Origin of the sequence: Hydrogenophaga sp. 5NK40-0174, from assembly GCF_040372165.1 — a bacterium.
GTDB lineage: Bacteria > Pseudomonadota > Gammaproteobacteria > Burkholderiales > Burkholderiaceae_C > Hydrogenophaga.
Genome location: NZ_BAABWG010000002.1, coordinates 809,903 through 831,042 on the forward strand (window position 1 = coordinate 809,903; position 21,140 = coordinate 831,042).

Below are 21,140 nucleotides of genomic sequence, written 5' to 3' on the forward strand. Positions count from 1 at the left end.
ACCGTACTCAGGCAACAACACCATGAGCACCACACTTTCTGCAACCACGCTTCTGGCAGTGCCGCTGGCCCCTCTGGTCGGCTCGGCGCTTGCCGGTATTCTGGGAACATCCTTTGCTGGCAACGTGCTCGGGCGCCGCGCCGCGCACACCCTGACCATCCTGGGTGTTTTCATCGCGTTCGTTCTCTCCGCCCTGACACTCAAAGACGTCGCCGGCGGTGCACGCTTCAACGACACCATTTACGAATGGATGGTCATTGGCGGCCTGAAGATGGAAATCGGCTTCATGGTCGATGGTCTGACCGCCATGATGATGTGTGTGGTGACCTTCGTCTCCCTGATGGTGCACATCTACACCATCGGCTACATGGAAGAGGACGCAGGCTACAACCGCTTCTTCGCCTACATCTCGCTCTTCACCTTCTCCATGCTGATGCTGGTGATGAGCAACAACCTGCTGCAGCTGTTTTTCGGCTGGGAGGCCGTGGGCCTGGTGTCCTACCTGCTGATCGGTTTCTGGTTCAACAAGCCTACCGCCATCTTTGCCAACATGAAGGCTTTTCTGGTCAACCGTGTGGGTGACTTCGGCTTCATTCTGGGCATTGGTCTGATCGTGGCCTACACCGGCTCGCTCAACTACAACGACGTCTTCGCCAAAGCGAACGAGCTGGGCACGCTGGGCTTCCCCGGCACAGACTGGATGCTCATCACCGTGATCTGCATCTGCCTGTTCATCGGCGCCATGGGCAAGTCGGCACAGTTCCCGCTGCACGTCTGGCTGCCTGACTCCATGGAAGGCCCGACCCCGATCTCCGCGCTAATCCACGCCGCCACCATGGTGACTGCTGGCATCTTCATGGTCTCGCGCATGTCGCCGCTGTTCGAACTGTCGGACACGGCTCTGAACTTCATTCTGGTGATCGGCGCCATCACGGCACTGTTCATGGGTTTCCTGGGCATCATCCAGAACGACATCAAGCGGGTGGTGGCTTACTCCACCTTGTCGCAGCTGGGCTACATGACGGTGGCGCTGGGTGTGTCTGCCTATAACGTGGCGGTGTTCCACCTGATGACGCACGCCTTCTTCAAGGCACTGCTGTTCCTGGGCGCAGGCTCGGTCATCATTGGCATGCACCACGATCAGGACATGCGCAACATGGGTGGGCTGTGGAAGCGCATGCCTTTCACGTGGATCACCTCGCTCATCGGTTCCCTGGCGCTGATCGGAACGCCATTCTTTGCCGGTTTCTACTCCAAGGATTCCATCATTGAAGCGGTGCATTTCAGCAAGCTGCCGGCCGCGCACTGGGCCTACTATGCCGTCATCATCGGCGTGTTCGTGACGGCCTTCTACAGCTTCCGGATGTACTTCCTGGTCTTCCATGGCAAGGAAAATTTCCATCACAAGCCATTCCCGGGCGAGCACGACCATCATGACGATGACCATGGTCACGCGCACGTGCCGCATGAGTCACCCTGGGTCGTGACCGTGCCCCTGATCCTGCTGGCCATTCCGTCCATCATCATTGGTTTCATCACCATCGAGCCTTTGCTGTTTGGCGAATTCCTCAAGGACGCCATCACAGTGAATACCGAGGCGCATCCTGCCATGCAAGAGCTGCGTGACTTCTTCTACGGCGGTGGTGAGATCGTGGGTGGTCTTACCGGTGCCATGCACATGGCCTTGCACGCCTTCAAGACCATTCCTTTCTATCTGGCGCTCGCTGGTGTGGTCGTGGCCTACCTGTTCTACATGGTGGCGCCGTCGATTCCGGCTGCACTGTCGAAGATCCTGCGTCCGCTGGTCATCATTGGCGAGAACAAGTACTTCCTCGACTGGTTCAACGAAAACGTCCTGGCGCGTGGCGCCCGTCTGCTGGGAACCGGCCTTTGGAAAGGTGGTGACCGCGGCGTGATCGAAGGTGGCGTGGTGAACGCTTCCTGGAAGATCGTGGGCATCGTTTCTGCCGCTGTCCGTCATGCCCAGAGTGGTTACCTCTACCACTATGCGCTGGTCATGATCCTCGGCGTGATCGGATTTGTTTCCTACTTCGTGTGGCTCGCCAAATAAGGAGAACTAGAAAATGGGTTTGCTGAGCCTTGCGATCTGGACGCCGATTTTCTTCGGCGCCGTCTTGCTGGCCTTTGGTCGGGACGAGCACGCCAATGCAGTGCGTTGGGTTGCCCTGATAGGGTCATTGGTTTCCCTGGCAGTCACATTGCCGCTGTATGCCAATTTCGAGATTGGCAGTGCAGCCATGCAGTTCGTGGAACTCGCCCCATGGATTGACCAGTTCAATGTCAACTACCACCTGGGTGTGGACGGTATTTCCCTGTGGCTGGTATTGCTGACCGCCTTCATCACCGTGATCGTTGTGATCGCGGGCTGGGAAGTCATCACGCAGCGCGTGAATCAGTACATGGGCGCGTTCCTGATCCTCTCGGGCCTGATGATTGGCGTGTTCGCTTCGCTGGACGCGATGCTGTTCTATGTGTTCTTTGAAGCCACGCTGATCCCGATGTACCTGATCATCGGTATCTGGGGTGGCCCGAACAAGATCTACGCGGCGTTCAAGTTCTTCCTCTACACCTTGCTCGGCTCGCTGCTGATGCTGGTGGCCCTGATCTACCTCTACACCCAGTCGGGTGGCAGCTTCGATCTGGCGACCTGGCACAAGCTGCCGCTGGGGGCCTCGGCACAAACACTGCTGTTCTTTGCCTTCTTCGCAGCTTTCGCGGTGAAAGTGCCGATGTGGCCAGTGCACACATGGTTGCCCGACGTGCACGTGGAAGCACCGACTGGTGGTTCGGCAGTGCTGGCCGCCATCATGCTCAAGCTCGGCGCCTACGGTTTCCTGCGTTTCTCGCTGCCGATTGCGCCTGACGCATCACACGAGTGGTCTGGCCTGATGATCGGACTGTCCCTGGTGGCCGTGATTTACGTGGGCCTGGTGGCCATGGTCCAGCAGGACATGAAGAAACTGGTGGCGTACTCTTCTGTGGCGCACATGGGCTTTGTGTCACTGGGCTTCTTCGTCTTCAACGACCTGGGCGTCTCCGGCGCCATCGTTCAGATGATTGCGCACGGTTTCGTGTCTGCCGCCATGTTCCTCTCGATTGGCGTGCTCTATGACCGCGTGCATTCGCGCGAGATCGCCGCCTACGGTGGCGTGGTCAACACCATGCCCAAGTTCGCCGCCTTTGCGCTGCTGTTCACCATGGCCAATTGCGGTTTGCCTGCGACGGCCGGTTTTGTCGGTGAGTGGATGGTGATCCTGGCGGCTGTGAAGTACAACTTCTGGATTGGCGCGTTGGCCGCATCGGCACTGATCTTCGGTGCAGCCTATTCGCTGTGGATGTTCAAACGTGTCTATCTTGGCGCTCCCGCCAATGACGATGTCAAGGCACTCAAGGACATCAATGGCCGTGAATTCCTGGTGATGGGCCTTCTGGCCGTGATGGTGCTCTACATGGGTATCCATCCCAAGCCTTTCACTGACGTGATGGACGCATCGGTGGCTGAATTGCTTCGCCATGTGGCCATCTCCAAGTTGAACTGAGCGTATCCGGTACACGAGACACAAGAGAGACTGTTCAAATGATTGACAACCTCAGCTGGGTATCGGTCTACCCTGAGATTCTGTTGCTGGTGATGACGTGTGTGATCGCCCTGGTGGATATTGGCGTGAAGTCGCCTTTGCGTGGTGTGACCTACGCACTGACGCTGCTCACGCTGGCTGGTCTGACGGTGCTCAATGGGGTGTATGCCGCAGACGGAAAAACGGTGGTCGCCCTGGGTGGCCTGGTGATCAGTGACCCCATGGGCCATTGGCTCAAGGCCTTTGCATCGCTGGCCATGCTGGTGACGCTGGTGTACGGCCGACGTTATGCCGGCTCACGCGACATGCTGCGCGGTGGCGAGTTCTTCACCATGGCGCTGTACGCCTTGCTGGGCATTTACGTCATGATTGGCGGCTACAACTTCCTGGTCATCTACCTGGGTCTTGAGTTGCTGACGCTGACCAGCTACGGCCTGGTGGCGCTGCGTCGTGATGATCTCAAGGCGACCGAAGCGGCGATGAAGTATTTTGTGCTCGGCGCGCTGGCCAGCGGCTTCCTGCTCTATGGCCTGTCCATGCTCTACGGCGCCACCGGCTCCCTGGACCTCGCAGAAGTGGTCAAAGCCATTGCCGGCGGCGAAGCGACCCTCAAGGGCTCACAGCAAGTGCTGGTGCTGGGTGTGGTGTTTGTCGTTGCTGGCCTGGCGTTCAAGCTGGGTGTGGTGCCGTTCCACATGTGGGTGCCTGATGTCTACCACGGTTCCCCGACTGCCGTCACGCTGATGGTCGGTGGTGCGCCGAAGCTGGCCGCATTCGCGATCGTGGTCCGTTTGTTGGCAGAAGGCCTGCAACCCATGGCGGTTCACTGGCAGCAGATGCTGGCCGTGCTGGCCGTGGTGTCCTTGCTGGTGGGTAACCTGGCCGCTATCGCGCAGACAAACGTCAAGCGCATGCTCGCGTTTTCCACGGTGGCGCAAATGGGCTTCATGCTGCTGGCCATGGTGGCCGGCGTGAACGGTACCGACACCAGCAACCTGGGCAATGCGTTCGGATCTGGCATGTTCTACGTGGTGACCTATGTGCTCACCACGCTGGCCTCGTTCGGCGTGATCCTGTTGCTGTCTCGCGAAGGGTTTGAGTCCGAGGAACTGACCGATCTGGCCGGTTTGAATCAGCGTAGCCCGCTGTATGCCGCCATCATGGCCATGTGCATGTTCTCCCTGGCTGGCGTGCCGCCGCTGGTGGGCTTCTATGCCAAGCTGTCGGTGCTGCAGTCGCTGCTGGCTTCTCCTGACAGCTTCCACGTCGGGCTGGCCGTCTTTGCTGTGCTGATGTCGCTGGTGGGTGCGTTCTATTACCTGCGCGTGGTCAAGGTCATGTACTTTGATGCGCCAACACAGACCGCTGAAATCGAAGGCTCGATGGGCGCGCGTTCTTTGCTGACCATCAATGGCGCTCTGGTTCTGATCCTGGGCATCGTGCCTGGCGGTCTCATGGCACTGTGTGCGCAAGCGGTGAGCCAGATTTTCGCGGGCGCTTGAGCCCTTTCGCTCTGAAGATCCGCAGATGTCGAGTGCATCTTCTGTCTGGATTGTGTTGTTGGCCGCCATCGTGGCGGCCAATCTTCCTTTCCTGAGCAATCGCTGGATGCTGGTGGTTCCTGCCAGGCCGTCCAAGCCGCTGTGGGGTCGCTTGCTGGAGCTCGTGGTCTGGTATTTCCTGGTCGGCGGCATCGGCCTGTTCCTGGAGCAGACGTCTGGTCAGATCTACCCACAAGGCTGGGAGTTTTACGCCACCACGGTGGCGCTGTTTGTGACGCTGGCATTTCCCGGATTCGTGATGCGCTATCTGTTCAAGCGTCACCATTGAACAGGCTGGGGCTGACGTGTCTGAACACACCACTGGCCAGGCGCCAGCTGACGCGCACTTGCGGGAAGACAGACTGAGCCGGGAAGAACTGCTAAGGGGCAAATTCCTCCATGTGGCCCGGGACACGGTCAGACTCCCGTCCGGCGCCGAAGCATCGAGAGAGTTTGTGCTTCACCCGGGAGCGGTGATGATTGTGCCCATGTTGCCGAACGGGCGAGTCGTCCTGGAGCGGCAGTATCGCTACCCGATGGGTGAAGTGATGGTCGAGTTTCCTGCCGGGAAGCTTGACGCTGGCGAAGGCAGCCTCAACTGTGCCAGGCGCGAGCTCCGTGAAGAGACTGGCTATGACGCAGGGCAATGGGCATATGCCGGCCGGCTAGCACCCACCATCGCCTACTCGGATGAGATCATCGACATCTGGTTTGCGCGGAACCTGACGCTGGGTGAGCGGCAGCTCGATGACGGCGAGTTTCTGGACGTCATTGACATGGCGCATGAAGAACTGATGGCGGCTTGTCGCACTGGCGCAGTGTATGACTCCAAAACTCTGGTGGCTGCACTGTGGCTGGAGCAGGTCAGGACGGGTGCGTGGTCTCTTGATTGGTCCGGACAGGTCACTCCCGGGCACGAGCGGAGCCGCTGAGCACTGCTGCCGGCCATGCTGCGCCGGTCGTTGATGCATTGAGTTACGGCCGCAGGATTTCCCGGATAATTGTCGACATGAAGGTTCTTGATCTCCAATGCGCCCATGGCCACAGCTTCGAAGGCTGGTTCTCGTCTGAGGACGACTATCTCCAGCAAAAGGAGCGTGGCATTCTGACCTGCCCCATGTGTGGTGAGGCGGAAGTGCGCAAGATGCTCTCTGCACCACGCCTCAACCTTCAGAAGGGCGATGCTCGGGAGACTGACAGCAAGGGCAATGCGCCTGCTGCTGGCCGTGAAGGGCAGGAGGTTGCGCTCGCAGTGGGTGGTGATCAGAAGGCCTTGCAGGCGCGCATGCTCCAGGCACTGCGCGAGGTGATGGCCAATACCGAGGATGTGGGTGAGCGCTTTGCCGAGGAAGCCAGAGCCATGCACAACGGCGAAGTGGAGCAGCGCAGCATTCGCGGGCAAGCCACACCAGAGGAGACCATGGAACTCATCGAGGATGGAATCGACGTGGTGCCTTTGCCTGGTCTGTCTTCGACCAAAGAGACGCTGCAGTAGACTTGTACCCCCCACGCTAGGACATTAGCCCCCACGCTCCGCCGTTTCACGGGTCGCTGCCCCCCGAGGGGGCACGTTTCACCTTGGGGCGGCCCGGCGGTGAAACCTTGTCACCCACGCCGGTGATGTAGCCCCCGCGCTCCGCCGTTTCACATGAACCCGCGCCTTGCAGGCCGCGTCATGGCCGGAGGCCATGCCTCTTCGGTCTGTCCAAGCCTGCGCAGGCAGACTCGGAGCCGCAGCCCTCAGCCCCCCCGAGGGGGCGCGTTTCACCTTGGGGCGGCCCGGCGGCGAGTCGGTTTCGCTCCGAGTGGCTAGGGGGCGAGTTGCGCGGATTCGAAGGTGGCGTTTGCCCTCAGGGGTACAGGCCACGCAGGTCGTGGGCGTGGAGGATGCGTTGGCAGGCGATGATGAAGGTCGCAGTGCGCAGGCTGACTTTGTGCTCCTCGGCGGTGGTCCAGATGGCGTCGAGTGCCTTTTTCAGGATCTGCACCAGCCGCTGGTTGATTTCATCTTCGCTCCAGAAGAAGCTGGAGAAGTCCTGCACCCATTCGAAGTAGGACACCGTGACGCCGCCGGCGTTGGCGATGACGTCGGGCAGGACGAGGATGCCGCGATCGTTGAGGATGTCGTCGGCCAGCGGTGTGGTGGGACCGTTGGCGCCCTCGATGATCATCTTGGCCTGAATACGTGGTGCGTTGGACGTGGTGATCTGCTGCTCAAGCGCTGCAGGGATCATGATGTCGCAGGGGACGTCCCAGAACGCATCTTGCGTCAGCGTTTCGGCCTGGTCGTATCCGGCCACGGAGCCGGATTTGTCGTGGTGTGCCTTGAGCCTCTGGACGTCGAGGCCCGACTCCTTGTAGACCGTGCCGTGTGCGTCCTGAACGGCCACTACCCGCGCGCCAGCGCCTTCGAAGAGGTGGGCTGCGACGGCGCCCACATTGCCGAAGCCCTGCACGGCGACGGCCGCTCCCTTGACTTCCAGGCCCATGCGGCTGGCTGCTTCCATGCCTACAGTGAACACACCGCGGCCGGTGGCTTCGCGTCGGCCGAGTGAACCACCGATGTCCACGGGCTTGCCCGTGACGACGCCGGTTGCTGTGGCGCCGATGTTCTGGGAGTAGGTGTCCATCATCCAGGCCATGATCCGTTCATTGGTGTTGACGTCTGGCGCGGGGATGTCTTTGCTGGGTCCGATGATGACGCCTATCTCGCTGGTGTAGCGTCGGGTGACTCTTTGAAGCTCGGCTTGCGACAGCACTTTCGGGTCGACGCGCACGCCGCCTTTGGCCCCTCCGAAAGGCACGTTCACGGCGGCATTCTTGATGGACATCCAGGCGGCAAGCGCCATGACTTCCGAGAGGGTAACTTCAGGGTGAAACCGGACCCCGCCTTTCCCAGGCCCCCGTGTGGTGTTGTGCTGTACCCGGTAGCCTTCAAAGTGGGCGTGCGTGCCGTCGTCGAGCTGGATGGGTACGTCGACAATCATGGTGCGCTTGGGACGCTTGAGCGTCTCGACCCAGCGCGACATGCTGCCCAGATAGGGGGTGACGCGGTCGACCTGTTGCAGGTAGATGCCCCAGGGGCCAAGGTGATCTGCTGCGAGGTAGGACGGAAGCGACGGGTTCAGCGAGGCTGCGGGAATGGGGGCGATCTGGGGGTTTTTCATGGTGAGGAAAGCATAGTGGGGCGCAATGGCCTCGTCCATGGCTGGCTTTGCCTGATGTTATGCAATTTTTTCATAACAGGCATTCCGCTGCCTGAAGCGCTATCCGGATTCAGGCATTGAACTGGAGGGCGGCGAGGCCGGCGTAGATGCCCGCGTGGCCCATCAACTCCTCATGAGAACCTTGCTCCGCCAGCCGGCCATGGTCGAGCACCAGGATGCGATCAGCCTTCTGGATCGTGGCCAGGCGGTGGGCGATGACAAGTGTGGTGCGTCCTTCCATAGCACTGGCCAGAGCCGCCTGCACCATGCGTTCACTCTGTGCATCCAGTGCACTGGTGGCTTCATCGAGAAGAAGCAGCGGCGGATTCTTGAGCATGGCGCGGGCAATGGCAATGCGCTGGCGCTGGCCGCCTGAGAGGCGGACACCGCGTTCGCCGAGAAACGTCTGGTAGCCTTCGGGGAGGCGTTGAATGAACTCATCGGCGAAGGCGGCTCGGGCTGCTGCCAGTACCTCGTCGTCAGATGCATCCGGCTTGCCGTAGCGGATGTTTTCCATGGCGTTGGCAGAAAAGATGACCGGGTCTTGGGGAACAATGCCAACCCTTTCCCGCAGAGCCGCCAGTGCCATCTGGTTGATGGGGGTGCCGTCCACCAGGATCTGGCCCTCGGCCGGATCGTAGTAGCGCAGGAGCAGGGCGAACACCGTGGTTTTGCCAGCGCCGCTGGGTCCTACCAGTGCAATGGTCTGACCTGCCTTCGCTTCGAATGCCAGAGAGGCGATGGCAAGCTCGTCGGGGCGAGAAGGGTAGCGAAAGGACACACCCTGAAACGCCACGGTGCTGCCCCCCTGCGGCTTGGGGACTTGAATCGGGCTGGTGGGTGATTGAACTGGGGACTCGGTGGCCAGCAGCTCCATCAGGCGCTCGCTGGCGCCAGCGGCGCGAAGCAGGTCGCCGTAGACCTCTCCCAGAATGGCGACGGCGCTGGCAAAAATGCCCACCAGCAGAACGGCCTGACCCAGTTCGCCAGCGGAGATGTCACCTGCCAGAACCGACTGCGTGCCCTGGAACAGGCCGAAGAGGATCAGTGCTGCGTTGGCAATGATGATGAAGGCCACCAGGCCAGCGCGGGCGCGCGAGCGGCGCATGGCGGTCTTGAAGGCACCTTCGGTGGCGGTGGCGAAGCGAGCCGACTCTCGGGTTTCGGCGGTGTAGCTCTGCACCACGGGAATGGCGTTGAGGATTTCTGCAGCAACGGCACTGGCGTCAGCCACCCTGTCCTGGCTGGCGCGGGAGAGGCGCCGTACTCTGCGCCCGAACCACATGGCCGGCAGTACCACCAGCACGATCACCAGCAGAACCTGAAACATGACGGCCGGGTGTGCCCACACCAGCATCGCCAGCGCACCGAGTCCGGTCACCGAGCTGCGCAAACCCATGGAGAACGATGAGCCGACAACGGTCTGGACCAGCGTGGTATCGGTGGTCAGGCGTGAGATGACCTCGCCGGTCTGGGTGGTTTCGAAGAACGCAGGGCTTTGGCGCAGCACGTGTGCATAGACCGCATTGCGAACGTCAGCCGTGACCCGCTCGCCCAGCCAGCTCATCAGGTAAAAGCGCGTGGCGGACGCCAGGCCGAGCACCACGGCCACCCCAAACAAGGTCAGAAAATGGCCACGCAGTGCGAGCGCCTTTGCACCGGCATCTGCTTGTCCGAGGCCGCCATCGACCAGGTGGCGCAAGGCCACCGGGAACAGCAAGGTGGCACCCGCTGCAATGACGAGAAACGCTAACGCCAGGATCACCTGCAAGCGGTACGGGCGGACGTAGGGCCACAGGCCGGTGAGCGCCTTGGGGGCGGTGCCTTTGGGACGCTCGGCTGCAGAGGTTTCGGGAAGGGCCATGGATGGGGAGCTGAAATGGCTGAAAAGCGACAGTTGCTATCCACCACTGTACCGGTTGTCCCACGATCTGGCCTCCGACGCCATCAGACGAGCCATGAAGGTGTAGTCAAATGTTAGTATCCTGCACTCATCGCTGGGCTACAGCGGGTTTGAAACCAATGCCTGTCAGGGGCGGGAGGAACAGCTGGTCATGGCCGAATCCAATGACTTCGCACCCACGGAGATTCACGACAACAGCAGTGCGACCACCGTACCGCTGCAACCGAAGCGACTGGACATCAAGTTCACCGGTTCGGGAAGCGAGTATTTCCGGATCTGGATCGTCAATCTGCTGCTGACACTGATCACCCTGACGCTGTACATCCCGTTCGCGCGGGCGCGGCGCATGACCTACTTCCAGGCCAACACGCTCATCGACGGCGATTCGCTCGGATTTCATGCCAATCCCTGGCGCATGTTCTGGGGCTATCTGATTGTGCTGGTGCTGGGTGTGACGTACTCGGTCGTCAGCAACTTCTATCCGGAGTTCAACCTGGCTGCCATTGCAGTGTTTGCCATCGTCTGGCCGGCGCTGTGGCGCGCTTCGCTGCGTTTTCGCTTGCGCAACACCAGCTGGCGAGGGGTTCGCCTGGCGTTCCTCGGAGACGTCAAGAGTGCCTATATCGCCATGCTGCCGTTTTTCGTTCCCGCTCTTGTGATTGTGCTGGTCATGCCGACCAATCCGGAGACAGCCGATCCGAAGAAGGTGATGCAAGGCATGGGCATTTTCGGGCTGGTCATGATTGCCTTCGTTTTCATGCTGCCCTGGATCATGACGCGGCTCAAGCGTTATCAGCATGGTGGCTACAGCTTTGCGCAGGAGCGAACCGAACTGACCGCAACGACGGGCAGCTTCTACTTGCTGTGGGGCAAGCTGTTCTTGCTTTCGATGGGTGTGTCCATCGTGGTCGCCATCATTGCGGCCGTCATCATGCTGGCGGTGGGCGTCTTGGGGGTGGCTTCCGGCGGCATCGAAGACTCGATGGGGGCGGCCATGGGCGCCATCATTGGCCTGGTGTCATTGGTGTACATCGTCATTCCGTTGATCACTGGCACCTACTTTCAGTCACGCATGCAGAACCTGTTGTGGAACAACACGCGCAGCCCGAGGCTGACGTTTCTCAGCGATCTGGAATTCAAGCCGCTGTTCAAGGTCACACTCAAGAACTGGCTGCTCACCGCCATCACGCTGGGCCTGTACTGGCCATGGGCGCGCGTGAACCTGACCAAGGTCAAGCTCGAGGCCATGGCCATCGAGGTGGAAGGCAACGTGGACCAGTGGGTGGCACGGGCTCAGTCCGAGGCAGGTCCTGTGGGGGATGCCGCTGGAGATTTCTTCGACATCGACATCGGCTTCTGAGTCACTGCCGGACCAAGCCACAATGGAAGGCGCCTTTTCCACGCTCACCAGCGTCTGGTACGACGGCCAGACACCGAAGCCGCGCACGGTCTGGTTGCGGCTGGAAGAGGGGGAGCTTCGCTTTCGCAGCGAAGACGGGCAATCGCGCGCCTATCCGGTTCGCCAGGTGCGCTGGCCTGAACGCACTCGCCATGGTCAGCGGCAGGTGTACCTGCCCGACGGCGGGATGATCGTGCACGCAGACGGCCCGGAATGGGACATGTGGCGCGAGTCGCACGGGCATGAGGACAGTGCGGTCGTCCAGATGATGCAATCCTGGCGGGGTGCCTTCATGTCGGCGGCAGGCACCGTGGCTTTTCTGGTGGGGGCGTGGCTGTGGGGCGTACCGATCGCGGCATCCGTCATGGCGGACATGGTGCCAGCCGCGGTGGAAGAGTCCATTGGCGACTACAGCATGAAGCAGCTGGACAAAATGTTCCTCGACGACAGCGAGCTTCCCGAGGCGCAACAGACCGCCTTGCGGCAACGCTTTGAAGCGGTTGTTCAGGAAGCTTACCGCCACCGGGACGCTCCCCCCGAATGGCAGCTGTCTTTTCACAAGGCCAAACTGCTGGGGCCGAATGCGTTTGCATTGCCCGGTGGCCACATGGTGGTGACAGATGAGCTGGTCAGGCTGCTTGAGGATGAGCCCGATGCCATTGTGGGCGTGCTGGCGCATGAGCTGGGCCATGTCGAACACAAGCACGGACTGAACATGCTGTTCCGATCGAGCATGCTCAGTGCGCTGGCAGGCTTGGTTCTGGGTGATGCCAGCACCTTCCTGACCACCATACCGTTGACCCTGACCACGCAGGGCTACTCGCGTGATGTCGAGCGGGAAGCGGACGCGCATTCGGCGCAGATGTTGCACGACGCGGGCATTTCGCCGGCAGTCATGGCCTTGTTTTTCGAGCGCATGGGCTCATCGGGGCGTGGACGCAAGGCCGACGAGCATTCCGGGCATGAAGAAGATGGTGGTCATGATGATGAGGGCGGCGATGGCCTGGGCATTGCGATTTCCTCACACCCTGGCGATCAGGAACGGATAAGGTATTTCCGTACCTGGCGCCCGGACGCGGTTCAGGAGTAGCGCTTGGCTTCGTCGTTCTCAGCCCGGTTCAACAGCCCGGCTCAGAGACGCACGCGCCCGGCGTAGCCGGTCATCTCCAGATACCCCATACCGAGCGGTTCCCCTGCGCCGGACGAATCGTACAAGGCGGATAGCCCTTCCCAATACACCGTGCCCGTGCTCTGACGGCTGTCGAGCTCCTGGTCGTTGACCAGTGCTTTCACGACGAATGTGCCGGCAGGTGTGTCCACTCGCCATCGAACAGGATAGCTCGCTTGTGTCCGGTCGCTTCGCCAGTGGCTCAGTGGCGTCCAGTTGACCTCGGTGGCGGCAAAGCTCGTTGCGGTGGATGAGCCATTTGCTCGCCATGAGCCTCCCGCCCAAACGGTGCTCCCGTCTGTGCGGCGCAGGCGGAATGCAGTGAGGGCCGCGCCGTTGTGCAGGTTGATGCCGATCCAGTCCCAGCCCACTGCCTCGGTGGGCAGCAGTGAAGCGCTCCATTCGTGATCAAGCCAGGCTTTGCCTTGCTCGATGTCCATCTCTTCGCCATTGGACCGAAGTTGGCCCTGAACGTTCAGTTGCGGGTGGGTGACGTAGTAGCTGGCGTTCTCATCTGAGGGCCCTTTTCGCGAAAAGCCTTCTGTGCCCTGAAGCAGGAGGGCTTGTGTGGGCATGCACCGGAGCCTGAGAGCGAAGTCCCGGGTGCTGATGTGCGCAGTGCAGGTGCCGTCCGTTTCCCGTCGCAGAAAGGCGTCCGCACCAATGTGAACCGCCATGTCCTCGGTAGACGCTTGGGCGTACCTGGGCGCTTCTGGCGGGCGGGTTGTGATGCCGTTCCAGCGGGCGATGCGCTGGTCGTGCCATTGGCGGCTGGCAGCGACGTCGGTCAGGGCGGCGTGAGAAAAGAGCAACTGGCGCGGAGCGAGCCGTCCATTCGATGCTGTGCTGAGAGGGACGCGGCTCCGAAAGAAGGTCAACTGAAAGCCGAAGAGCTGGCCGCGCCCGGTCTTTGCATGGCCGGTGAGGTACCACCACTCCGTTTGCGCGTCGTTGTGGCTGCCGTGGTCGCGAGGGAACTGCAAGGCCCTGCGGGCCATTGGTGAGGCGAATGCCGGCAGGCCGTTCGAGCCAGCGATCCAGGCGGCGCCTGCCCAGGCCAGCCATTGCCGACGACTTGAAAAATGCATCACCAATCCTCCTTGACCGCCTGTACGGCGTCGCGGCTGGCAGCGCTGCGTCCTGCCAGCCAGGCGGTGACAGTGCCCGAGACCACGACAGCCATGCACAGCAGCCACAGGCGTGGCCAGGAAATCTGCAGGTCCATGGTCCAGTGAAAACTCTGAGGGTTGACCACGTGCACCAGAATCACGCTCACCGCCAAGCCCAGCAGCAGGCCGGCGATCGACCCCAGCGAGGTCCATGCCAGGCCTTCGCAGGCCACCACACCCAGGATGTCGCGCCGGGTGAGACCCAGGTGTGCGAGCAAGCCGAACTCCCTTCTGCGCGCCAGCACCTGCGCGCTGAAACTGGCGGCCACGCCAAACAGGCCGATGCCGATGGCCACCGCCTGAAGCCAGTAGGTGACCGCAAAGCTGCGGTCGAAGATGCGCAGCGAGGTGGTCCGGATGGTGTCGGCCGATGCCAGTTCATACTGACGCTTGTCCAGCCCGAGGTCCGCGGCGGCCCCTTCGATGGCGATGGTCGTCTCCCCTACTGTGGCATCCGGGTGCAGGTGAATGGAGATGTCGTTGATGGATTCGTCGCCCGTCATGTGGCGGTACGCGTCCAGGTCCATCAGCACACTGCCGTTCTGTCGCGCATAGTCGCGCCAGACACCGGCGACATACAGTCGCAGCCGGCCAGCGTCTTTTCCGCGCCCGATGGCTGTCTCCACCTGAGAGAGCCATTGACCTGGCTTGATGCCATGGAGGTCGCGCATGGACTCACTGATGAACACCGCCGTGACGGGCGCACCATCCTCTCCGGATTCGGGCCGTGGCAGTGCCGGGGCGACCAGTGTGCCAGGTGGCTTGTCTGGCGACAGAGGGCGCGCGATCAGGGTCACGGGGGGTAAATCGGGGGTGAGTTGCAACTGCAGGGCGCGCAAGCCATCTACGCGGTCAACCTGCGGCAGGCGGGCAATGGCGTCGATGAAGGCGGGCGGCAGGACTTGCCCGTCTCCCAGGCCTCGCCCACCGGAACGAGCGTAGAGCTGTGCGGGAAGAACCTCTTCCAGCCACTGCATGACCGAGGTGCGGAAACTGCCAACCATGACAGTGAGTGCCACGGAAAGCGCCAGACTGGCCACCACACCACTGGTGGCCACTGCGGCCACTGCACGCAGGCGTCGCGATCGTTCGACGGCGAGCATCAGGAGTGGCCGTTGTTGAACCATGGGTGCCAGCTGGCGCAGCAAGGCGCCTGCCAGCGCGGGCAAGGCGGCGATGCCGCCGAGCAGCAGCAAGGCGATCGCCACGTAGGCGCCCAGGGACATGCCGGCGATGGGGGGCAGAAGGGTCAGTGCGACTGCCGCGATCATGGCCGCCAGGGCCAGCTTCAGACCACCCGATCCGCTGGAGCCGCCCGTGAGCCCAAGGCCTTTGAGCGCCGGGGCAGGCGCCATCTGACCCATGCTTCGGGCAGGCCACCAGCCACCCGCAAGTGCAGCCAGGGTACCGAGGGCGGCATAGACCAGCGCGGCATCCCAGTGCCATTGAAGAGGTGGCGCAGCGCCGGCAAAGTAGCCTCCCCCCAGGTCGCCGCCCAGCCATTGCAGCGCCATCCAAGAGAGCGCAGCGCCCAGGGCAATGCCCAGTGCACTGCCGGCCAAACCCAGCAATGCAGATTCCCACAGCACCACCTTCATGCGTTCGCTCGCCGACAGGCCGAGCACGCCCAGAAGCGCAAACTGCTGTTGGCGTCGGGCCACCGACAGGGAAAGTACCGAGAACACCAGGAACGCGCCGGTGAACAAGGCCACCAGTGCGAGCACTGTGAGGTTGACCCGGTAGGCCCTGGACAAGGCCTGTGCTCTGTCGTCGGCCTGCGCTGGACGTTCGAGCCAGGCGTTGCCGGGCAAGCCGAGCGCATTCTCATCCAGCGACTGGTGCAGGAGCAAGTCGACGCGGCTGAGGTAACCCTGACGGGTTGTGATCACTTGTGCCGCGGCCACATCCATCACGATCAGGGGAGGTCCGCTCGCCGACACTGTCCCGGCCACTCGCAAACGGTGTGTCTGGCCGCCGGTGTCGATGGTGATGTGTTGAGCATTGCCCCACAGGCGCCGCGCCGCCGGGTTGAGGAACACTGCGTCCGGCTCGAACCAGACCAGGCGGCTGGACTCGGTGTCGTCGGGGCGGGGCATCAGCTGGGGCGCTACCTGTCCGATGGTCAGCACGTCGACACCAGCCAGTACGACGGTGGCGGACGAGGTCTCGCCTGCCACCCCGCGAACCTTTTGCTCCAGGACCGGGCTTGCCAGCTTGACGCCTTCGTTCAGGGCCAGATGGTCGTACCAGGCTTCGGGCATGAGGCCATTGCGCCAGCGCACTTGAACGTCGGGCTCGCCGTTGATGGTTCGCACTGCGCTGGAGAACTCGCTGAGCGCAGAGGCGTTGATGAGGTGTACCGCCAACCCGAGCGCAACCCCCAGCATCACGGCGAGCACGGCGGCACCGGTGCGCCAGGGGTGGTGGCGCCAGTCCTGCCAGGAAAACTGGCGCAACAACGGCGAGATCTGCATGGGGGGAGCTTACCTCGATGCGACCTTGCCCGTTGTGCGTACGGAGGGCAGGGCAATCACGCGAGAGAGGCCAGACACCCCGGCAACCGATAGAATCAGGGCAGTCACCGGGGGTGCCGCCAGCGCGGCTGAGAAAGACCCCTGGGAGTGTTGTCGCTGTCCTGGTACGACCGAGCGACGCCTCCCTGTCCCTGATCTGGTTAGTACCAGCGTAGGGAGTGTGCGATGGCCAACCCTGGCCGGCCGGCATTCCCTCCACCGTTTTGTCCTTGAAAGGTTTGCCGCATGTCCCGTCGCCAGTTTGTCATCACCTCTTTGATCGCTGCTGCCGCAGTTTGTGGCGCGCCTGCCTCGGCTGTGGCTGCAACAGACGCTTCGGTGGTGTTGCGCGTCATGACCCATGATTCATTTGATCTGCCGAAGGAATTGCTGGAGGGGTTCGAGAATCAGAACGGGGTCAAACTCGAACTGATCAAAGGGGGCGATGCCGGTGAAATGGTCAACAAACTGGTGCTGACCAAGGCCAATCCGGTGGCTGACGTGGCCTACGGTATTGACAACACCTTGATGCCACGCGCCATGGCCGCCGGTATCGTCGAGCCTTATGCCGGGCCAGCAGCGCTGCGCAAGCCAGCCGCCACCATGGCCGATGCAGCCAACGACACCAAAGCACCTGCAGCGCCGGCTGCAGTGGTTCCGGTGGACTATGGCTATGTCACCCTCAACGTCGACAAGGCATGGTTTGCCAAGCAGGGCCTGGCCTTGCCCGGGTCGCTGCAGGAGCTGACCACGCCGAAGTACGCCAAGCTGCTCGTGGTGGAGCACCCCGCCACGTCCAGCCCGGGGCAGGCATTTGTCATGGCCACCATTGCCGGCATGGGTGAGCAGGCCGCTTTTGACTGGTGGGCCAAGATGCGTGCCAACGGCGTCAAGGTGGTCAAAGGCTGGAGCGAGGCGTATTACACCGAGTTCAGCCGCAATGGTGGCGCTTACCCGATCGTTGTGAGCTATGCCAGCAGCCCGGCTGCAGAGGTGTTCTACAGCAAGGAGAAAATTGAGGTATCGCCTACCGCGAACCTGTTTCTGCAGGGCGGCGTGTTCCGGCAAGTCGAAGGCGTTGCCTTGATCAAGGGAGGCAACCCTCAGGCAAGAGAGGCGGGTGGTGCGTTCATCGAATTCATGCGATCCGCCCCAGTGCAGGAAGCCTTGCAGACGACCATGTGGATGTTCCCTGCCGAATCGGGCGCGAAGCGCGTGGAAGTGATGCGCCAACATGCGTCGGAGCCAGAGCGCTTTGACAACCCCACGTCCGCAGACATGAACGCGAAAGCCAAGACCTGGGTCCAGCGCTGGGTGAAGACGGTCCTCAAATAATCCATCGCGCGACGCTTCTGTCCACACCTGTTGTTCCGGATGTGTTCCAGATGAAACGTGTGCTGGCAAGCCCCTGGCTGATCGCTGCGCTGCCACTCGCGTTCCTGCTGGCCGTGGCGATCGCACCGGCGGGGCGCCTGCTGTGGGAAGCAGTCGCCAGTGAAGGTTCATTTGGCAGCATCTTCTGGTGGCAGGACGACTACCTTCGCTGGCGGTTTCTCTGGTCGCTCGCTCAGGCGGGGCTGACATGCGTGCTGTCGTTTGTACTTGGCCTGCCCATCGCCTGGGTCCTGGCGCGCATGGATTTCCCCGGCCGGTCTGCAGCATTGCGTTTGCTCATGCTGCCCTTTGTCATGCCGACCCTGGTCGCTGCCATGGGAGTTCTGGCGATATGGGGTGCTCGCGGGACGCCAGGCCAGTGGCTTGCCGAGCACGGCATGGGACTGGGTGAGTCGCCCTGGCTGCTCATCTACGGCAACCTGTTTTTCAATCTCTGTCTGGTGATTCGTGCAGGCGTCGATGGGCTCGAGCATGTCAGTGCGACGCGCGTTGCCGCCGCCCGCAGTCTGGGAGCTTCGCCATGGCGGGCGTTCTGGCGGGTCGATTGGCCGGCCATCGCCCCCTGGCTTTCATCTGCGCTGTGCCTAGTGTTTCTGTATTGCTTCTCGGGCCTGGGGCTGGCACTGGTGCTTGGTGGTCACCAGTATGCGACGGTCGAGGTGGAAATCTACACACTGGTGGCGCATGAGCTCGAGCTCCGGCAAGCTGGCATTCTGGCCGTGAGCATGTTGTTTGTGACGGGTGCCGTCGCGCTAGTTTATGCGGCCATTGAGCGCCGTCTGGCGGCACCAGGCAAGGCAAGGCCGTTGATCAGGTTGCGCCCGGAGAGTCTGGCGCAGAAGCTGGCCGTCGTGGGCGCCATGCTCTCGCTGTTTCTGGTGTGCGGTGCGCCGCTGCTGGTCATTGCATGGCGAGCCGTGCTGGCGATGGCAACGGGTGCGGGGCTGGGTGTTCTCGCTGAGCCGCAGACTTGGCATGCACTGGGCAACACGCTGCGCTTCACATTCGCTGCGGTGGTCTTGGCGACCTTGCTGGGCTTGCTGCATGCAGCAGCGGGCCATGCCATCGATCAGCGACGTTCAGGAAGCGATGCTGCTGTGTTGGGTGTGGTGTGGCGCGCAGCGGGTTACCTGCCATTTGTGGTGTCGTCGGTGACAGTGGCGTTTGGACTTCTGTTGCTGTACCCCCAATGGTCGGCTTCATTGCTGGTGCTGCTCGCTGCCTATGCCTTGTTGGCCTATCCGTTTGTGGCACGCAGCATCACTGCAGGCCTGGACAGCATGCCGAGGCAATATGTGCAGGCGGCGCGCAGCCTCGGCGCTTCCCCGTGGAGAGCCTGGCGCAGAGTGACCCTGCCATTGATGCTGCCGGCACTTCGTCGTGGCGTGGCTTTTGCAGCGGCGACCGCATTGGGTGAGTTCGCAGTGACGCTGTTTCTCTCTCGTCCCGAATGGACCACGTTGACGACCCTGATCTATCAGCGCCTGGGGCGGCCTGGCGAGGCCAACCTGGATGCCGCCCTGGTGTTGGCATTTGTGTTGATGCTGCTGGCCCTGACGGCCTTCTTGGCCATTGAAGGCACTGGACGGAGCAACAAGCGGGCGGACCATGCTCCGGCTTCCACTGGAGAGGGGCGCCATGCTTGAACTCAAGAGCATTGCCAAGCAATGGAATGATCGCGCGCTGCTGGCGGGCATCGATCTGTCTGTTGACGAAGGCCAGACGGTTGCCTTGCTGGGACCGTCGGGAAGTGGCAAGAGCACGCTGCTGAACATTGTGGCGGGGCTTGAGGCGCCGGACGCCGGTACCGTCTGGATGGACGGCCAGGACATCACTGGCATGCCGCCCGAGAAAAGGCGCATGGCCATGATGTTCCAGGATTTCGCGCTGTTTCCTCATCTCAATGTGGAAGACAACGTGGCGTTCGGCCTGATTGAGCAGGGCATGGCCAAAGGCGCAGCACGCGTTCGATCGCGTGAACTTCTCGACCGATTCAACCTGTCCCATGCACACAAGTCGAGGGTGTGGACGCTCTCGGGCGGCGAGCAGCAGCGCGTGGCACTGGCCCGGGCGCTGGTCACCGCTCCCAGGGGCTTGTTGCTCGACGAGCCGTTTTCCGCACTGGATGCACAGCTTCGCTTGCAGCTTCGCGACGAGTTTCGTCAGCGCATCGAAGCTTCAGGCATGCTTGCCCTGCTGGTCACGCATGACGAAGTCGAGGCACGGGCCATGGCATGCCGTGCGTGGAAGCTGGAAGCGGGCAGACTGGTCCGGCTCTGGTAAGCGGTCCTCGTCGCTGGCAGAATGAGTCCGTCGACGGTGCTCAGGCAATTGCACCCTCTGGATCAAGGACAGGAGGAGAACGATGGGTTGGTTTTCTAGACGTCAGGACGACTTCTTCCTGAGTACGGTGGCACCCGCTTCGATTGAGCTGGACCGTTACGTTGGCGTGGTCAACGGTGAAGCCATCATCGGCGCCAACATTTTTCGGGACCTGTTTTCTTCCATTCGGGATGTCGTGGGTGGACGAGCTGGCGGCTATGAGCGTGCGCTCAGCGGAGCCCGAGAGTCCGCCATGGACGACATGATCGAGGCAGCCAGGGAGTTGGGCGCCACAGGCGTGATCGGTATCGACTTCGACTACGAAGTGCTGGGCGAGGCCAATGGCATGATGATGGTGACCGTCAGCGGGACGGCGGTTCGCTTATGACTGTGCAGCGAATGCTCTCGCTCCTGTGTCTGGTAGCGGCGTTGTCGCTGTCTCTTTTTCCTGTGGGGGCAGTGGCCCAGCAGAGTTCGCCATCACCATCGGCACAAGATGATTCTCCGCCCGCATCACCCAAGATGTACCGATGGAAGGACGCCAATGGTCGCGTGCACTTCAGCGACAAGCGGCCGGAGCAGCCTGGCTTGACCGTGCAAGAGATCGAGCCTAGGTCGACCAATTCGCTTCAGCCCTTTGTTTCCAGGCCCTCCAGCATGCCCGTGGACGTGCGGCGCAATTCATCAGCGGAGGTCAAGCCTGCACCAGAGCAGCCGCCTGAAGAAGTGCGCCGCCGACCTCTGTCGGTGGAGGCTTCCCAGGAGAGCTGCGAAGCACAAAAGCGAGCCTATGAAGCGTCGGCAGCCTGCTATGCCGAATGTGGCAGGAGCACCTTCAGCGGCAGAACCGGTTTTCAGAATGGCAGAAACAACTCCCAATGTGGTCATTGCACTGACGCGACCATGCCCGACTGTTGACGTTGGC

General features: G+C 61.8%; 17 protein-coding genes. 13 read left to right on the forward strand and 4 right to left on the reverse strand.

All coding sequences use genetic code 11. The features are described 5' to 3' along the window. Window positions 1-22 precede the first annotated feature (22 nt). The 6 genes from nuoL to ABWV89_RS09545 all read left to right on the forward strand — a co-directional run bounded on the left by nuoL (window position 23) and on the right by ABWV89_RS09545 (window position 6,635). Window positions 23-2,071: an NADH-quinone oxidoreductase subunit L gene (gene nuoL, locus ABWV89_RS09520; protein WP_353396026.1), complete on the forward strand. Its 2,049-nt coding sequence runs from the start codon at window positions 23-25 to the stop codon at window positions 2,069-2,071. Between the two features lie 13 nt (window positions 2,072-2,084). Next, window positions 2,085-3,560: an NADH-quinone oxidoreductase subunit M gene (locus tag ABWV89_RS09525; protein WP_353396027.1), complete on the forward strand. Its 1,476-nt coding sequence runs from the start codon at window positions 2,085-2,087 to the stop codon at window positions 3,558-3,560. 38 nt (window positions 3,561-3,598) lie between these two features. Next, window positions 3,599-5,101, forward strand: coding sequence for an NADH-quinone oxidoreductase subunit NuoN (gene nuoN / locus ABWV89_RS09530; RefSeq protein ID WP_353396028.1), 1,503 nt, complete (start codon window positions 3,599-3,601; stop codon window positions 5,099-5,101). Window positions 5,102-5,126: 25 nt separating this feature from the next. After that, window positions 5,127-5,429 carry a DUF2818 family protein gene (locus ABWV89_RS09535; RefSeq protein WP_353396029.1) on the forward strand — a complete coding sequence of 101 codons (303 nt, stop codon included), beginning with the start codon at window positions 5,127-5,129 and terminating at the stop codon, window positions 5,427-5,429. 16 nt (window positions 5,430-5,445) lie between these two features. Beyond that, complete coding sequence (locus ABWV89_RS09540; protein WP_353396030.1) at window positions 5,446-6,072, forward strand: NUDIX domain-containing protein; 627 nt, start codon at window positions 5,446-5,448, stop codon at window positions 6,070-6,072. A 77-nt stretch (window positions 6,073-6,149) separates the two neighbouring features. Beyond that, entirely contained in the window at window positions 6,150-6,635 is a 486-nt protein-coding gene (locus ABWV89_RS09545) for a DUF1178 family protein (RefSeq protein WP_353396031.1), read from the forward strand. 355 nt (window positions 6,636-6,990) lie between these two features. Here the strand turns inward: ABWV89_RS09545 and ABWV89_RS09550 are convergent, their stop codons facing one another. Next, entirely contained in the window at window positions 6,991-8,307 is a 1,317-nt protein-coding gene (locus tag ABWV89_RS09550) for a Glu/Leu/Phe/Val family dehydrogenase (RefSeq protein ID WP_353396081.1), read from the reverse strand. Between the two features lie 109 nt (window positions 8,308-8,416). Continuing rightward, window positions 8,417-10,210 (reverse strand): ABC transporter transmembrane domain-containing protein, encoded by a 1,794-nt coding sequence (locus ABWV89_RS09555; protein WP_353396032.1) that lies wholly within the window; start codon window positions 10,208-10,210, stop codon window positions 8,417-8,419. Window positions 10,211-10,400: 190 nt separating this feature from the next. On the opposite strand from ABWV89_RS09555, the gene ABWV89_RS09560 reads away from it, so the two are divergent. Next, window positions 10,401-11,609 (forward strand): YjgN family protein, encoded by a 1,209-nt coding sequence (locus tag ABWV89_RS09560; RefSeq protein WP_353396033.1) that lies wholly within the window; start codon window positions 10,401-10,403, stop codon window positions 11,607-11,609. A gap of 22 nt (window positions 11,610-11,631) precedes the next feature. Further along, complete coding sequence (locus tag ABWV89_RS09565) at window positions 11,632-12,738, forward strand: M48 family metallopeptidase (protein WP_353396034.1); 1,107 nt, start codon at window positions 11,632-11,634, stop codon at window positions 12,736-12,738. Between the two features lie 41 nt (window positions 12,739-12,779). Here ABWV89_RS09565 and ABWV89_RS09570 read toward each other — a convergent pair whose 3' ends face one another. Both ABWV89_RS09570 and ABWV89_RS09575 read right to left on the reverse strand, forming a co-directional pair. Next, a complete protein-coding gene (locus ABWV89_RS09570; protein ID WP_353396035.1) occupies window positions 12,780-13,904 on the reverse strand; it encodes a lipocalin-like domain-containing protein in 1,125 nt (374 codons plus the stop codon). Next, the gene (locus ABWV89_RS09575; protein WP_353396036.1) at window positions 13,904-16,459 is read right to left on the reverse strand and encodes an FtsX-like permease family protein; all 2,556 of its coding nucleotides are present in this window, start codon (window positions 16,457-16,459) and stop codon (window positions 13,904-13,906) included. Before ABWV89_RS09575 ends, ABWV89_RS09570 begins: the two co-directional genes overlap by 1 nt. A gap of 285 nt (window positions 16,460-16,744) precedes the next feature. On the opposite strand from ABWV89_RS09575, the gene ABWV89_RS09580 reads away from it, so the two are divergent. From ABWV89_RS09580 to ABWV89_RS09600, 5 genes are all read left to right on the forward strand, one after another. Beyond that, window positions 16,745-17,833, forward strand: coding sequence for a thiamine ABC transporter substrate-binding protein (locus ABWV89_RS09580; protein ID WP_353396037.1), 1,089 nt, complete (start codon window positions 16,745-16,747; stop codon window positions 17,831-17,833). A 50-nt stretch (window positions 17,834-17,883) separates the two neighbouring features. Beyond that, window positions 17,884-19,539 carry an ABC transporter permease gene (locus tag ABWV89_RS09585; RefSeq protein WP_353396038.1) on the forward strand — a complete coding sequence of 552 codons (1,656 nt, stop codon included), beginning with the start codon at window positions 17,884-17,886 and terminating at the stop codon, window positions 19,537-19,539. Beyond that, complete coding sequence (locus tag ABWV89_RS09590; protein WP_353396039.1) at window positions 19,532-20,176, forward strand: ABC transporter ATP-binding protein; 645 nt, start codon at window positions 19,532-19,534, stop codon at window positions 20,174-20,176. The genes ABWV89_RS09585 and ABWV89_RS09590 overlap by 8 nt, the downstream gene beginning before the upstream one ends. Before the next feature lie 82 nt (window positions 20,177-20,258). After that, window positions 20,259-20,603 carry a heavy metal-binding domain-containing protein gene (locus tag ABWV89_RS09595; protein ID WP_353396040.1) on the forward strand — a complete coding sequence of 115 codons (345 nt, stop codon included), beginning with the start codon at window positions 20,259-20,261 and terminating at the stop codon, window positions 20,601-20,603. Window positions 20,604-20,614: 11 nt separating this feature from the next. After that, entirely contained in the window at window positions 20,615-21,133 is a 519-nt protein-coding gene (locus tag ABWV89_RS09600; protein WP_353396082.1) for a DUF4124 domain-containing protein, read from the forward strand. Window positions 21,134-21,140: the final 7 nt, after the last annotated feature.

Bases quoted from the DNA above. Each gene is read 5' to 3' on its own strand.
- nuoL (WP_353396026.1), top strand. From the start codon at position 23: ATGAGCACCACACTTTCTGCAACCACGCTTCTGGCAGTGCCGCTGGCC.
- ABWV89_RS09525 (WP_353396027.1), top strand. From the start codon at position 2,085: ATGGGTTTGCTGAGCCTTGCGATCTGGACGCCGATTTTCTTCGGCGCC.
- nuoN (WP_353396028.1), top strand. From the start codon at position 3,599: ATGATTGACAACCTCAGCTGGGTATCGGTCTACCCTGAGATTCTGTTG.
- ABWV89_RS09535 (WP_353396029.1), top strand. From the start codon at position 5,127: ATGTCGAGTGCATCTTCTGTCTGGATTGTGTTGTTGGCCGCCATCGTG.
- ABWV89_RS09545 (WP_353396031.1), top strand. From the start codon at position 6,150: ATGAAGGTTCTTGATCTCCAATGCGCCCATGGCCACAGCTTCGAAGGC.
- ABWV89_RS09550 (WP_353396081.1), bottom strand. From the start codon at position 8,307: ATGAAAAACCCCCAGATCGCCCCCATTCCCGCAGCCTCGCTGAACCCG.
- ABWV89_RS09555 (WP_353396032.1), bottom strand. From the start codon at position 10,210: ATGGCCCTTCCCGAAACCTCTGCAGCCGAGCGTCCCAAAGGCACCGCC.
- ABWV89_RS09560 (WP_353396033.1), top strand. From the start codon at position 10,401: ATGGCCGAATCCAATGACTTCGCACCCACGGAGATTCACGACAACAGC.
- ABWV89_RS09565 (WP_353396034.1), top strand. From the start codon at position 11,632: ATGGAAGGCGCCTTTTCCACGCTCACCAGCGTCTGGTACGACGGCCAG.
- ABWV89_RS09570 (WP_353396035.1), bottom strand. From the start codon at position 13,904: ATGCATTTTTCAAGTCGTCGGCAATGGCTGGCCTGGGCAGGCGCCGCC.
- ABWV89_RS09575 (WP_353396036.1), bottom strand. From the start codon at position 16,459: ATGCAGATCTCGCCGTTGTTGCGCCAGTTTTCCTGGCAGGACTGGCGC.
- ABWV89_RS09580 (WP_353396037.1), top strand. From the start codon at position 16,745: ATGTCCCGTCGCCAGTTTGTCATCACCTCTTTGATCGCTGCTGCCGCA.
- ABWV89_RS09585 (WP_353396038.1), top strand. From the start codon at position 17,884: ATGAAACGTGTGCTGGCAAGCCCCTGGCTGATCGCTGCGCTGCCACTC.
- ABWV89_RS09590 (WP_353396039.1), top strand. From the start codon at position 19,532: ATGCTTGAACTCAAGAGCATTGCCAAGCAATGGAATGATCGCGCGCTG.
- ABWV89_RS09595 (WP_353396040.1), top strand. From the start codon at position 20,259: ATGGGTTGGTTTTCTAGACGTCAGGACGACTTCTTCCTGAGTACGGTG.
- ABWV89_RS09600 (WP_353396082.1), top strand. From the start codon at position 20,615: ATGCTCTCGCTCCTGTGTCTGGTAGCGGCGTTGTCGCTGTCTCTTTTT.